This is a genomic window from Methanolobus sp., assembly GCF_030682845.1.
Classification (GTDB): domain Archaea; phylum Halobacteriota; class Methanosarcinia; order Methanosarcinales; family Methanosarcinaceae; genus Methanolobus.
In genome coordinates, this window is sequence record NZ_JAUXNK010000043.1 from 1 (window position 1) to 13544 (window position 13544).

Consider the following 13544-nt stretch of genomic DNA (forward strand, 5'->3'; position numbering starts at 1 on the left):
GCTATGAAATCCTTATCCGAAAGCCACATCAGCACTATAGCAAGAAGATAGCCTGGTACAATAATGTAAAGGAAGGGAATCCCATACACCAGTTTGGCCATTCCTATGGAAACGAACACTGCTACACTTATTGACAGCGTGTAAAGCATCAGTTTCGATCTGATGTAACCACTTGAAGACTTTTCTATCTGATAGCACAGCACCCTTACTGCGGGCTCTGCAAAGGTGGCAAGGAAGCCAAGGAAGAAACCAACAGGTATCATGAGCCATTGATGCTTCATCTTCCCGAAAAAGCTGCCTATCTCTGTTCCTACCGGAAAGAAGCCATTGTAAACACCATAAAGGAATAATACCATTCCAAGAGCTGTCATCGATATGCCCAGAAAGAGCTTTGCAAGCTGGGAAGAGGGAAACTTAAGGTAGAGGAACTGGAATATTATGAAAAATACTATCAGAGGCAGTAAAGCCTGCAGAACCTCAACAGATATAGATAGCAAGCTTTGGCTATTACTCAAGCGAGCACCCCCATCAGCATTACGCTTAGTATTGGGCCAATTGAAGCAAGACCTATCAGACCGAAGCCTTCGGACAGCTCAGACTTTTCCCCCAGTACTGATACTACACCTATACCCAGTGCCAGGATCACAGGCACGGTCATGGGACCTGTGGTCACACCCCCTGCATCAAAGGCTATCGCAAGATATTCGGGTTTCGTGAAAAAGGATAATGTAATAACTATCAGATAACCTGCTGTCAGCAGGTATTTTATCGGGACGCCATAGACTATCCTGAGCATGGAAACTGACACAAAGAAACCTACCCCAAGAGCAATGGACAGGATCAGTACGTTGCGGGAAATACCGTTCTCGGACACCGAATCGATCATTGTGCTCAGCACCCTCACATCAGGTTCTGCAAGTGTCGCCATGAAAGATAGTAAAAAGGCGACTCCTACAATGAAGATCAAAGAATTATGCTTTGGAAGTTCGGAGCCGATGGATTCCCCGATAGGCAACATTCCCAGCTTGACACCCATGAGGAAAAAGACCATGCCCGCGATAACCATTATAGCTCCTGTAAAGAAAGAGAGGAACATACCGGAATTAAGGCCAATGATCAGCATGATCAGGAGCACAGCTGCTGTCAAGGGTAATACAGCCTGGACTACCTCCCTGAATGTTTCTTTAAAATCCTGTATCATGTAGACCTTCCTCCTATGGAACAGGGCAACGGCAGAGCGAAGCCTAAGAGGTAAATAGGAGCAATACTACATGAGTATAGCTATTAGTATAATTAGCACGTACTATTGCATTGCTTTCAGTCCTGCCTTTTTTCCTGTTTGCCCTTTCCTGCATTCTTCTTCCTGGCAGGGGTTGGCATGATATGTTTACGAACAAAGACTGCAAGCACAATAAGTACCAGAACAATCCAGAGAATCTGCATCAGGCCGTATTGGAGGTCTGTACCTATGATCCATGCATGAAAGAAGACGAGTACGAATCCCAGATAGTTCAATGCGTGGATGTTCTTCCATTTTTCAGGTATCCTCTTCCTGTAGACACCTGCCAGAACTGCTATTATGATAAGATAAAGGGCCGGCCTTCCTGCAAGCCCCAGGAAGTCCATAAAAGGATAGAAAACAGGTAAAAACGCGTTCAAGCCGAATTGGTAGGCAACAAGGATCGGATGTATCAGGATCAAAACAATCCCCACTCTTGCAAGATGATGATGGACATTCATAAAAGGCCTGCCAAACACCTTCCTCATCTGGAGCATGTACTCTGATGACACTATTGCAAGGGAGAGGAAAAGATATCCGAAAAGTCCTGCTGCCCTGACGACCATCCTTATTGCTATATCCCTTTCCTGTAGAAGGTAGAAAAGTATTATCCCTGCCACAACCACCAAAGAGGAAACTATAATCTCTCTTTCATACTTCATGTATATCATTTTTACATTTAAGCAATATGAACTTAACCGGTTTAGTTTTTTAAAATTTTTTCCTTTGGGACTTATTATTTGTTCATCGGAGATAATTTCCATGAGTTTTAGATTAAAAAAGGAATAGATTTTCATTTTTATGTTTTTTCGGGATTTGGAAGCTTGGATTTGACCAGATCTTGAGTTGGAAATACTTCTGCTTGAGGCAGAAGATAGCACCTTACAGACTCAATTATGCATAAAGCCATACTTTTTTAGTCCAATACACGCATTCAATGCAATGTTGAACGCCTCTTTAAGCGGCAAATAACCTCATGTCACAGTTGGGACAGTTTATCAATACTTCCACTTGTTCACACCTCCGCTCCTTTGATACGAGTTGGCTTTCAATCAATAGATGCATCACACTCCCACATGATGCAATTTTGACAAATAGTTTATTAGAAACTACCGGCATTGTACCTTTTTGCCAACTCCGTGTATTCTATGGCCCCCTCTAATATAGATAAAACCGATACAAACAATATAGAAAGTTGAAAAAATACATATGCAATTCAAATTAAAAATAGCTGCATTGTAATTTCTAAGGATTATGATTTTTGCATGTCTGCGCTTATCTTGAAAATGAAGAAAAGCCATCAAAAAAGTTTTGGATTCCGGTGTCTCTTTATCTCTGTCCATGCACCCGACAACTTGAAAGTTCCACCTGTCGGATCATTGACAAGACCAATGACCGGAAAATGCCGAAAGTACGAACGCCTTATTTTAACTGCAGCCAGATGGCTTTGATAGCATCTATCTCTAGGTGAGTATACCCTTCCTTATTTATATCCCACTTCAAGCTAAGGACCCCGTCATTGCATTCCGCAACTACACCCCGGTAGTTGTCCTCTCCTCCAATATCGATCTCAACTTCCTTCTGCATATAGTACTTTTCAATAAAAGACTGTTTCACTTCTATTCCCCCTTGTTAAGAACGGATCATTGATTAAAGTTTGCTGATGAAGCCGCTCCCTTTTAAAAGGGTATTTTATTTTACTTATACTTTATCAGCTGCATGGAGATAGGATACACCAAAGTATGATACTAAAGTTGAAATGAAAGATAAAGAAAGAAAGAAAAGTCTATAACTTAAAAACTAAAAAAAAGAAGTACATCAGCCGGGATTCGAACCCGGGTTCTAGCGTTGGCAACGCCAGGTGATGACCGCTACACTACTGATGTCCTGCGATTACTACTTATAGGTGCCCAGACCCGGATTTGAACCGGGGACAACTGCCTCTTCAGGGCAGCGCTCTCCCGAACTGAGCTACCTGGGCTTGAGTGTCCTTGCACCTAATAGATGTTTTTGCATTTATATTTTTCGAATCCTGCCTAAGGATTCTGGTGGGCCCGCTGAGATTCGAACTCAGGACCTCCGCCATGTCAAGGCGACGTCATGACCGGCTAGACCACGAGCCCATGCAATTTCTGTTTTGCCGTAAAGGACTCCTGAGAATCCCGGGCGATACGTTGCATATTACAGCAAGCATCAAGCGCCTAACAGCATCCCTCCTAATGCATTATTGTTGATAAAGGTTTTGGGTTGATGTGCCTGATACCAACCTACACACTAATGACTTAATATTCTAGAGGCTATATTAAGAGAGGTATGTGTAAACAAGGCATTATAAATACATGAAATATGTTTTTAGCCAGTTTTTTAGCTTTAAATTGCAAATAAATGGCTAAAATTAACAATTTAGATCGGATTACTAGTCAATATGACCTTCCAACATTCCAATATCCGGCAGACCATATATCCAATAGAGGACACCAGGGAATAAGGCGGGCGGCTTATCCACCGTAGAAGGTATAAGGGGTTGATGTGGCACCCGGAACGTTCCTTGAAGAACCGTCAGGATATACCATTGTCAGCATGTCCACTTTTGCTCCGAGAGCGCGTGAATCGTGCAGGTAATACTCTGAATTCTGCCTGGAAATATTGCTGACATGAACTACCGCATGGTTCCTGCCGATTTCCCTGACCTCTACCTGCTCAAAGTCGAAAAGGACATTCTCGAGCGTTGGCTGGAGATTATAACTTCCAAGGAGGAACACATAGACCCTTGAGAACATGTCAAGCTCATAATAGAAAGTCACCTGTGCATCGGTACCTTCAAACCTGATGTCCATCTGCTTCAGATGTATATACTGCCCTTCTTCATTAAGAGCATATCCTGTCACAGATAACGAAATAATTGCAACTAGCAGTATAAATAGGGACAATAGCGCCTGTTTCATGCTGTACCTGACATATCCATATCAATAAGTAGATTCTTATACGGTGCCAGCATTAATAAATGTTGGTTTAGTTTGAGGTACTGTAACTATTTAGCCTACTACAATCAGCCCAATGATGCTGATTCTATTAGAATAGAGGTATTTCGACCTAAAAGTTATTGGAACGAAAAAAGCAATCAATTGTCACAGTTATAATAAGTTTATTAAAAAATTGTCACGCATCAACTTTTTACTAAACTGGCCAATGATAACGATTTTGTCAGGCTGAATCGTTAAGAGGTACTTTGATATAATGTGATTTACAAATTACTTAAAAACCGTCAAGTATATATTTTGTACGTACTTCAGTGAACAAACTAGAAACTTGTGAGCAGACTATGGATAATGAAATAACTATTTCTGGCGATGAGAGAGGGCTCTATGGTGATACTTTTGATACTACAGACTCCATTGATGTCCCCAAGCTCCTGATCGACCAGATCATAGGACAGGAACACGCAGTAGAGGTTGTCAAAAAAGCAGCCAGCCAGAGAAGGCACGTAATGATGATCGGAAGCCCTGGTACGGGCAAGTCTCTGTTGGCTAAGGCTATGGCAGAGCTTTTGCCAAAAGAAGAGCTTCAGGATATACTCGCGTATCCTAACCCTGAAGATAATAATAATCCCAAGATCAGATTAGTTCCCGCCGGCAAAGGCAGGGAAATTGTCATGGCCCACAAAATGGAGGCACAGAAGAAAGTGCAATCCCGGAACATGCTTATGATGATACTGGTGTTTGGTATAGTCATATACTCGTTCTATGTAGGCCAGCTGCTTTGGGGTATCATTGCTGCCATACTGATATTGTTGCTTACGCGTCAACTCCTTCCAAAAGACGATATGATGATACCAAAAATGATAGTATCAAATTATCAGAAAGAGCATGCTTCTTTCATGGATGCGACAGGAACCCATGCAGGCGCTCTGCTTGGCGATGTCAGGCATGATCCTTTCCAGTCGGGAGGTCTTGAGACCCCAGCCCATGACAGGGTAGAGAGCGGAGATATCCACAAAGCCCACAAAGGTGTGCTCTTCATAGACGAGATCAACACTCTGAGCATTGAATCCCAGCAGAGCCTGCTGACTGCGCTCCAGGAGAAGGAGTACCCCATCACAGGACAGTCAGAAAGGAGCTCCGGAGCGCTTGTTAAGACAGAGCCTGTTCCCTGTGACTTCATCATGGTCGCAGCAGGTAACCTGGATGCTATGGAAAAGATGCATCCTGCTCTGAGATCCCGTATAAAAGGTTACGGCTACGAACTGTTCATGCGTGAGTCCATGGAAGATAATCCTGAGAACAGAAAGAACCTTGTAAGGTTCGTTGCACAGGAAGTCATGAGAGACGGTCGTATACCGCCCTTTGACAAGAGCGCGGTTGACGAAGTGATACGCGAAGCCCAGAGAAGGGCAGGAAGGAAAGGACACCTTACCCTGAAGTTGCGTGACCTCGGCGGACTTGTAAGGGTTGCCGGAGATATCGCACACGCCGAAGACGTGACCGTGGTCACTGCAAGGCACGTGCTTGCAGCCAAGAAAATGGCCAGATCCATAGAGCAGCAGCTTGCTGACAGTTACCTGGAGCGCAAGAAGGACTACCAGCTCTTCCAGAAGAAAGGAGGAGCTATAGGGCGGGTCAACGGACTTGCAGTCCTTGGAGGCGATTCGGGTATTGTGTTGCCCATAATAGCTGAAGTGACGCCTTCCCAGTCCAGTTCAGAAGGCCGTGTCATTGCCACAGGTATGCTTAAAGACATAGCAAAAGAAGCTGTCCAGAACGTATCCGCGGTCATCAAGAACATCACCGGGAAGAATGTCACCAATCATGACATCCACATCCAGTTCATAGGCACCTATGAAGGAGTGGAAGGCGACAGTGCTTCAATATCGATAGCAACTGCAGTCATATCTGCACTTGAAGGGATACCTATAGATCAGTCTGTTGCGATGACTGGCTCGCTTTCCGTAAGAGGAGATGTCCTTCCAATAGGCGGTGTGACATATAAGATAGAAGCAGCTGCACAGGCAGGAATTAAGAAGGTCATTATCCCCAAATCCAATGAGGATGATGTGCTTATAGAGGAAGCATATAAGGATAAGATAGAGATAGTGCCTGTAACAAACATTATCGAAGTAATTGAGCACAGCCTGATCGGTCCTGAAAAGAACCGTATCATGGAGAAGCTACAGAACATAACGAGCTTTAGATTGAATCTGGATATGCCAGACGTAGTCCCTGCGTGAACAGGGATCTTACTATTTTGGGAGTATACCATGTACAGGGTCGACTTTTTCGATGCAAAGATCATTGAGGGGACAACAACGTCGATTGTCCTCGATAACGGTAACATAAAGGAAGTGTCCGAGAATTACACAAAGGGAGCCGGTGTGCGTGCCCTGAGCGGAGGCTCATGGGGATATACTTCGGTGGATGGGGACTTTGACCTGAACAAAGCCATCGATGCAGCATCAGAACTCGCTGCCGGGATGGATGAAAGGTCACACAAGGAAAAGGTAGAGATGCTCGATATCTCAAAACCTGTTGCAAGGAATATGCCAAAGATCAAGGTTGACCCAAGGGATGTTTCCCTCGAGGAGAAGGTCAGGTTATTAAAAGAGATAGGTGCAAGGGCAAAGATCGATGGTATCTCCAGCACCAGCGCTGTTTACAGTGAGTCTTCATACAAGGTCTTGTACACAGACTCCACCGGCATCGAGGGAGAATATGAGCTCGTCCGTACTGGATTTGCTATCAGTGCTGTTGCATCCCGAGAAGGAGTGTACCAGGCAGGCAGGGAAAGCAGGTTCGGAGTTACAGGATACGAGATATTTGAAAAGCACGATGCTTTCGCACTTGCAGAGGCTGCAGCAAATACAGCACTTCAACTGCTTGATGCAAAGCCTGCAAAAGGCGGGAATCTGCCGGTCATACTTGACCCGGAGCTTGCCGGCGTATTTGCGCATGAGGCTGTTGGCCATGCATCCGAAGCCGACCTTGTGCTTGAGGGCAGCTCCATACTTGAGAACATGATCGGACAGCAGATAGCTTCCCCACTCATCAATATTATAGACGACCCCACACTGCATGAATATGGGTTTTTCCCGTTTGACGATGAGGGGACACAGTCAGGGAAGACAGTCCTTATCAGGGACGGAGTGTTCAATTCATACCTGCACTCCAGGGAAACGGCTGCAAAGCTTGGAGGACAGCCGGGTCACTGCCGGGCGCAGGGTCATGCAAAGCCCATTGTCAGGATGAGCAACACTTACATCGACAACGGCACTTCGAAATTTGAAGAAATGCTTGAAGAGATCAAGAACGGAGTATATCTCATAGGCTCCAGGGGCGGACAGGTTAACACCGGAGAAGGTGTGTTCCAGTTCAATGCAGAAAAGGGTTATCTTATTGAGAACGGACAACTCACAACCCTGATAAGGGACGTTTCACTTTCAGGCAAGACCCTGGAGATCCTGAACAATGTGAGGATGGTCGGTAATGACCTTACCCTCACCTCAGGCAGGTGTGGCAAAGGTGGACAGCTGGTGCCTGTGACAGACGGTTCACCTCACCTGATGGTCTCCGAGGCCCTGGTGGGTGGTGCCTGATGATGTATGAACTTGCAAGCAAAGGACTCAAAGCTGCAGCGGATGCAGGTGCCGATGAAGCAGAGATACTGCTTATTGAGGATCACAAGACTTCAGTGGATATCCGCAAGGGCGAGATAGAAGGCGCAAAGGAGAACATTTCCCAGGGACTGGGCATCCGTGCCATTGTCAACGGTGCTGTCGGTTTTGCAAGCACTAACATCATGAGCCACATAGAGGATGCAGCCAGGAGCGCCGTCAGGTCAGCCAGGGTCCGCGAGAGAGACCCTGACTGGATATCATTGCCTTATGCGAGTGAATATCCCAAAGTGTCCGGTACAAGGGACCCGGAACTTGAGCAAATGGAGCTCGATGCCTGCATTCTCCAGACAGTAAAAATGATAGAAGGAGCAGGGACCATCCCCGGGATCGTTGTTACCTCAGGCAGCTTTTCCCGCAGTTTTGGAAAGCGTCTGATAATGAACACGAACGGAGTTGAAGTGGAGGAGAACTCCACAGGTATCTCTGGCTTTGCTGATGTCATTACAACAAAAGGAGAGGCATCTACTGCCTACGATTTTGCAATATCCCGGAAGAACGATCTCGATTTCACGGCAATTGGCAGGACTGCAGCAGAACTTGCCTGCAGGTCACAACAGGGAATATCCATCGAGCCGCAAAGAACAGATGTTATCCTGCACCCTTTCGCATTTGCGGACCTGCTGGGAAGTGCATTCATACCATCCATAGATGCTGACAATGTCCAGAAAGAACGCTCCCACCTGAGAGGAAAGATCGGAGAACAGATAGCCACTGAAAGGCTTTCTATAACCGATGATGGAATACTGGACGGAGGTATCGAGACCGGCAGGTCCGATGATGAAGGAGTTCCCTCACAAAGGACAAAAGTTGTAGAAAATGGAATTTTCAGATCCTACCTGTATGATACGTACACAGCAGGCAAGGACAATGTCAAAAGCACTGGAAATGCTTCAAGAGGCTCATATTTCTCAACGCCTTCTGTAGGCCCCAGGAATTTCATCATTGATCATCCGGGCCTTGATATAATAGCCGATACCGATAAAGGTGTCTACGTGAATACGGTCATTGGCGCCCACACTGCTAATTCAATATCAGGGGACTTTTCCGTGGAGGCAAGGAATGCCTTTACTATAAAGGACGGGCAGATCGACAAACCAGTGAGATCCCTGATGATATCAGGCAATATATTCGAGATGCTCACAAAGATCAATGGTGCAGGTACGGATATACGTAAAGTGGGAGGGATTGTCACCCCATCGATCAGGATCCCTGAAATGAGCGTTGTAGGATGAGCCCAATTGAAAACCACGCATTAATCTTGTTATCGCATTGTTGGTCATAGTGTGATAGCAAGATTGCCTTGAACTATCAAATATTAATGGGCATGTATCTTACATTCCCCATAATTACCGATATTTCTTCACAGCCTTACTCCGGTAGCTGAACAGAAGCGATAAGAATATATAGTGATACAGCTCACAGTTTCATAATTTTATGAATTGAATTAGTGTCTTAATATTCACAGATATTCGGCTAATAAGACAAGGACCGTGCAACCATATGACCACTTTACGCAGAAAAACCATTGCAATGCTTGGTGCCACACTTGCCGGGTTGGTCATTTTACTTTTCCTGGGTTCCCAGGTGATCCTGATCAATAGTTTCGATCATCTTGAGAGAGAAGAGCTGAAGGAGGATATGCAGAATGCAAGGAACTCCCTGTACTGGGACATGAAGGACCTCGAGAAGAAAACGGCAGACTGGTCCGTATGGGATGAGACTTACTACTTCGTTCGTGATAATAACAGCAACTACATCAACATCTATCTCGTAGATGAGACATTTATCAACCAGAGAATAAGCTTTGTACTGTTCTATAACGAGTCAGGTGCACTGGTATATTCAAAGGGCATGGACCTGTCGAATATGACACAGGTGCCACCACCACTAATCCTTATCGATCACCTTGAAGAGAACAGATATTTACTGGAACATGATACAAGGGACAGCAGAAAAACAGGAATGCTATATCTGGCAGATGTGCCTATTGTTATCACTTCCCAGCCTATACTGTTAAGCGATGAGGATACCCCCATCGGAGGGGTTATCCTGATGGGACGTTTCCTGGACCAGGCAGAACAGGATTTGCTTTCTGACAAGACAAACCTTTCACTTGAAGTGCTATTAGCGCAGGAAACTGAGGAGGTAAGAGATAATACAGGAATCAGGCTTAGTTCAGGAGAGGAGATATATTTAAGCCTGGTGAACAGAAGCATAATCACCGGGAGCATCTTACTCAATGATATCTATGGACAGCCTGCTCTCGCACTGGATGTAAGCAGCCATCGCACCATTCACCTTCAGGGCAGAGCCACCATGATATACTTTTTAATGATTCTGCTGCTTGTAGCCGGTGTTTTCGGATCTGTGACCCTGTACCTGCTTGATAATTCGTTCTTTTCGCGCCTGAACGATTTGAACACGGACATAAAGAATATAGGGGAAAGCCAGGACCTTTCAAGACGTATCTATGAAGAAGGCAATGATGAGATATCCAACCTCAGCAAATCGATGAACCTGCTGCTTGAATCACTTGAGCAGTCCGGACACCTTGTCCTGAAAAAGGATGCAACTATAAAAGCAATCATCCAGGCTATGCCCGACATGGTATTCCAGATAAGAAGAGACGGGACAATATGCAATTATAAACTCTCCACTGGTGAATGCCTTTACGAATCCCCTGACCGGCTCCCGGACATAAGGATAGCTGATGTATTGCCGGAAGACATTGCAATGAAAGAGCTAATTGTCATCGGAGAAGTGCTAAAGACAGGAAAAATGCAGACCATGCAGTACCAGTTGCCGGTAAAAGGAGAGATGAGGGATTTTGAGGCACGCATAGTTGTGAGCGGAGAGGACGAGGTTATGTCCGTGGTAAAAGATATCACAGATATAAAAAAGGCAGAAGAAGCACACAAAAAGGACATACTTCTAAGGGAGATACACCACAGGGTAAAAAATAATCTCCAGGTCATCTCAAGTCTTCTTAACCTCCAGTCCGGAAAATTCAGGGATAAGGAGGTCATTGAAGCATTCAAAGAAAGCCAGCATCGTGCAAGATCCATGGCCATGGCTCATGAAAGGCTCTGCCGGTCGCAGGATATAGAGAAAGTCCACATGGAGGATTACATAAAGAGCCTCTCAGAATATCTTGTCAGTTCTTATGGCTTTTCCCGGGATGAAGTCCAAATCAATTTAAATATTAAAAACGTAATATTTGGAATAGACACCTCTATTCCCCTTGGCCTGATAATCAATGAAATGGTATCAAATTCCCTGAAACACGCTTTCCATAAAGCTCCCGGAAAAATATCCATAGAGATATACCCGGAGGAAGATGATTTCATCATGAATATCAGCGATGATGGAACAGGGTTTCCTGAAAATATAGATTTCAGGAACACGGATTCGCTTGGCATGCAACTGGTGAACTCGCTTGTGGAGCAGATAGATGGAAAGATCGAGCTCTATAGGAACAAAGGCACAGAATTCAGAATAACTTTCAAGGAACTCTCCTATGTAAGAAGGGACTGTTGATGGTGAATGAAAAAATACTGGTCGTCGAAGATGAGAAGATAGTTGCCCTGGATATCAAGCATAGCCTGGAAAGTTTCGGGTATATAGTACCCTGCATGGTATCAACCGGAGAGGATGCTATAAAGATGGCCAAGAAACACAACCCTGATCTTGTATTGATGGATATTGTGCTCAGAGGGGACATTGACGGTATTGAGGCTGCTTCGGTCATACACACCAACTATAAGATCCCAGTGGTCTACCTTACTGCATATTCCGATGAAAGGACGTTGCACAGAGCGAAAATGACAGAGCCCTTCGGACATATACTCAAGCCTTTTGATAACAGGGAACTTAGAACTAACATAGAGATCGCCCTGCATAAGAAAGCACTGGAGAAGGAAAAATTATTTCAGAACGACAGCTGGGTCACTTCATTGCTTGATAATGTAGGAGATGCCATCATTTCAACGGATGCTTTGGGAAGGGTCAAGCACATAAACCTGTTGGCACAGGCATTGACAGGGTACAGGCTGGAAGATGCATTAGGAGAACCAATTGACCGCATTCTTCGGGTAATATGCGAAACCACAGGAAAAACTGTGTTGAACCCCACAGAGAAAGTCCTGAAAGAAGGGACATTTTATGGCCTTTGTGAAGGAACCGTGCTTGTTTCCAGAGAGAACAACCATATACCTGTCGATGTCATCGGCTCACCCATCAAGAACAGCAATAACGAGACAATCGGAGCTGTCATTGTCTTTTGTGATATTACGGAAAGAAGGCATCTTGAAAAGTCTTTTTTAAATTATATGTTGAATACCGAGAGCAAACCGACAGTCAACCATTAGTCTTCCCGGGCTCTTTCACCTTTGCAAGTATCATGAAAAAGGATAGAAGGATGAGCGCTCCGCACAGATAGAAAGGCGTCCGGAATGAAACATAGCCTGCAAGCAGTCCACCCATTATCGGCCCCAGAGCCATGCCACCGGCCTGCGCTGCAGTTATGATACTGACCCTTGAACTTACTGCATTACCACCAGTCAGTTCTACAGCGAGTGCCATGACAGGAGTCTCAACCGCAGCCATGGAAATGCCCTGCAAAGCACGCAGGATTATAAGTTCTGTTATACTGCCTGCATAGCCAAGCCCTATGACTATGGGAACGTTAAGCAACAGACCGTATGCAACCATCTTTTTCCTTCCCACCCGGTCTGAGATCATACCCATCGGTGTCTGAAAAAGCACCCTTACCAGGACATAGGCAGAGACCGCCATACTGAGTGACAGTTCGCTTGCATTGAACCGGGTCCTGTATTCCGGAAGGAATGCAAATATTATCATGATACCGACCATCATCATGAACATGGCAACCGCAAGCACAATGAACTGTGGGTCTTTAGCGTATGATACACCTCCTGATGTTTTATCCTGTATGTCGCCATGCGTTTCTCTCACAAAGAAAAATACGAGCGAGGTGCTCAGAATACCCAGAAGCGCACATACATAGAAGGCTGCCTCATACCCGTAGTAATTTACTACAGCACCTCCGACGATAGGACCGCTGCCAAAACCCAACCCCCTCAGTGACGAATATATCCCTATGGCTTTTCCCCTTGTCCTGCTTGTGGAAAAGTGCGTCACCATCGCCACAATAGCAGGGACTGCCACACCCACGGTTATCCCCTGGACAAAGCGGAAAAGGACCACATATTCGAACTGCCTGGTATTTGCATATATGAAAGAAAGAATAGTGAAACCCACCATTCCAGCAAGGATGAAGGACTTCCTGCGATCCATCCTGTCGGAAAGGTTTCCCATAATAGGCTGAGATATCGTATTGGAGATGCCAAATGCTGTTGCTACCAGGCCTGCCTTCACTACAATAGGCGTGGATGCAAAAAGTGTGCTATGGAGATCTACTATATACAGCGGGATCATAAAAGCAAGCATCCCGGTACCCATGTCCTTGAAAAGTTTAGAAAGAGAAAGGATGTAAAGCTGAGAGTCAAGATTCCCTGAAGAGGGACTGCTCATTTTTTTAGATTCTGCAGGCAATCTTTGCATTTTTTGGTATCCTGT

The 13544-nt window shown here is 45.1% G+C and carries 11 protein-coding genes and 3 tRNA genes; 5 read left to right on the forward strand and 9 right to left on the reverse strand.

Features of this window, described 5'->3' with window-relative positions; genetic code table 11:
- The 8 genes from Q8J68_RS04085 to Q8J68_RS04120 all read right to left on the reverse strand — a co-directional run.
- Positions 1 to 497 (reverse strand): DUF1538 domain-containing protein (locus tag Q8J68_RS04085; RefSeq protein WP_305310309.1); only part of this gene is annotated, 497 nt, incomplete at its 3' end.
- Positions 498 to 511: 14 nt separating this feature from the next.
- Positions 512 to 1201, reverse strand: a complete 690-nt coding sequence (locus tag Q8J68_RS04090; RefSeq protein ID WP_305310273.1) for a DUF1538 domain-containing protein — start codon at positions 1199 to 1201, stop codon at positions 512 to 514.
- A gap of 116 nt (positions 1202 to 1317) precedes the next feature.
- Positions 1318 to 1941 (reverse strand): ferric reductase-like transmembrane domain-containing protein, encoded by a 624-nt coding sequence (locus Q8J68_RS04095; protein ID WP_305310274.1) that lies wholly within the window; start codon positions 1939 to 1941, stop codon positions 1318 to 1320.
- A gap of 760 nt (positions 1942 to 2701) precedes the next feature.
- Positions 2702 to 2896, reverse strand: a complete 195-nt coding sequence (locus tag Q8J68_RS04100) for an MM0924 family protein (RefSeq protein WP_305310275.1) — start codon at positions 2894 to 2896, stop codon at positions 2702 to 2704.
- Between the two features lie 197 nt (positions 2897 to 3093).
- Positions 3094 to 3165, reverse strand: a tRNA-Gly gene (locus tag Q8J68_RS04105).
- 21 nt (positions 3166 to 3186) lie between these two features.
- Positions 3187 to 3260 (reverse strand) — tRNA-Phe (locus Q8J68_RS04110).
- Between the two features lie 65 nt (positions 3261 to 3325).
- A tRNA-Val gene (locus Q8J68_RS04115) sits at positions 3326 to 3402 on the reverse strand.
- A gap of 375 nt (positions 3403 to 3777) precedes the next feature.
- The gene (locus tag Q8J68_RS04120) at positions 3778 to 4167 is read right to left on the reverse strand and encodes a hypothetical protein (protein ID WP_305310276.1); all 390 of its coding nucleotides are present in this window, start codon (positions 4165 to 4167) and stop codon (positions 3778 to 3780) included.
- 434 nt (positions 4168 to 4601) lie between these two features.
- On the opposite strand from Q8J68_RS04120, the gene lonB reads away from it, so the two are divergent.
- From lonB to Q8J68_RS04145, 5 genes are all read left to right on the forward strand, one after another.
- Positions 4602 to 6503: an ATP-dependent protease LonB gene (lonB, locus tag Q8J68_RS04125; protein WP_305310277.1), complete on the forward strand. Its 1902-nt coding sequence runs from the start codon at positions 4602 to 4604 to the stop codon at positions 6501 to 6503.
- Positions 6504 to 6533: 30 nt separating this feature from the next.
- Complete coding sequence (locus Q8J68_RS04130; protein WP_305310278.1) at positions 6534 to 7865, forward strand: TldD/PmbA family protein; 1332 nt, start codon at positions 6534 to 6536, stop codon at positions 7863 to 7865.
- 2 nt (positions 7866 to 7867) lie between these two features.
- Positions 7868 to 9178 carry a TldD/PmbA family protein gene (locus Q8J68_RS04135; protein ID WP_305310310.1) on the forward strand — a complete coding sequence of 437 codons (1311 nt, stop codon included), beginning with the start codon at positions 7868 to 7870 and terminating at the stop codon, positions 9176 to 9178.
- Positions 9179 to 9446: 268 nt separating this feature from the next.
- Positions 9447 to 11483 carry a CHASE4 domain-containing protein gene (locus Q8J68_RS04140; RefSeq protein ID WP_305310279.1) on the forward strand — a complete coding sequence of 679 codons (2037 nt, stop codon included), beginning with the start codon at positions 9447 to 9449 and terminating at the stop codon, positions 11481 to 11483.
- On the forward strand, positions 11483 to 12313 hold the full coding sequence (locus tag Q8J68_RS04145; protein ID WP_305310280.1) for a response regulator: 831 nt from the start codon (positions 11483 to 11485) through the stop codon (positions 12311 to 12313). The genes Q8J68_RS04140 and Q8J68_RS04145 overlap by 1 nt, the downstream gene beginning before the upstream one ends.
- On the opposite strand, the gene Q8J68_RS04150 is transcribed toward Q8J68_RS04145, so the two are convergent.
- A complete protein-coding gene (locus tag Q8J68_RS04150; protein WP_305310281.1) occupies positions 12303 to 13529 on the reverse strand; it encodes an MFS transporter in 1227 nt (408 codons plus the stop codon). The genes Q8J68_RS04145 and Q8J68_RS04150 overlap by 11 nt on opposite strands.
- Positions 13530 to 13544 lie beyond the last annotated feature (15 nt).

Bases quoted from the DNA above. Each gene is read 5' to 3' on its own strand.
- Q8J68_RS04095 (WP_305310274.1), bottom strand. From the start codon at position 1,941: ATGAAGTATGAAAGAGAGATTATAGTTTCCTCTTTGGTGGTTGTGGCA.
- Q8J68_RS04150 (WP_305310281.1), bottom strand. From the start codon at position 13,529: ATGCAAAGATTGCCTGCAGAATCTAAAAAAATGAGCAGTCCCTCTTCA.
- Q8J68_RS04090 (WP_305310273.1), bottom strand. From the start codon at position 1,201: ATGATACAGGATTTTAAAGAAACATTCAGGGAGGTAGTCCAGGCTGTA.
- Q8J68_RS04145 (WP_305310280.1), top strand. From the start codon at position 11,483: ATGGTGAATGAAAAAATACTGGTCGTCGAAGATGAGAAGATAGTTGCC.
- Q8J68_RS04130 (WP_305310278.1), top strand. From the start codon at position 6,534: ATGTACAGGGTCGACTTTTTCGATGCAAAGATCATTGAGGGGACAACA.
- lonB (WP_305310277.1), top strand. From the start codon at position 4,602: ATGGATAATGAAATAACTATTTCTGGCGATGAGAGAGGGCTCTATGGT.
- Q8J68_RS04135 (WP_305310310.1), top strand. From the start codon at position 7,868: ATGTATGAACTTGCAAGCAAAGGACTCAAAGCTGCAGCGGATGCAGGT.
- Q8J68_RS04140 (WP_305310279.1), top strand. From the start codon at position 9,447: ATGACCACTTTACGCAGAAAAACCATTGCAATGCTTGGTGCCACACTT.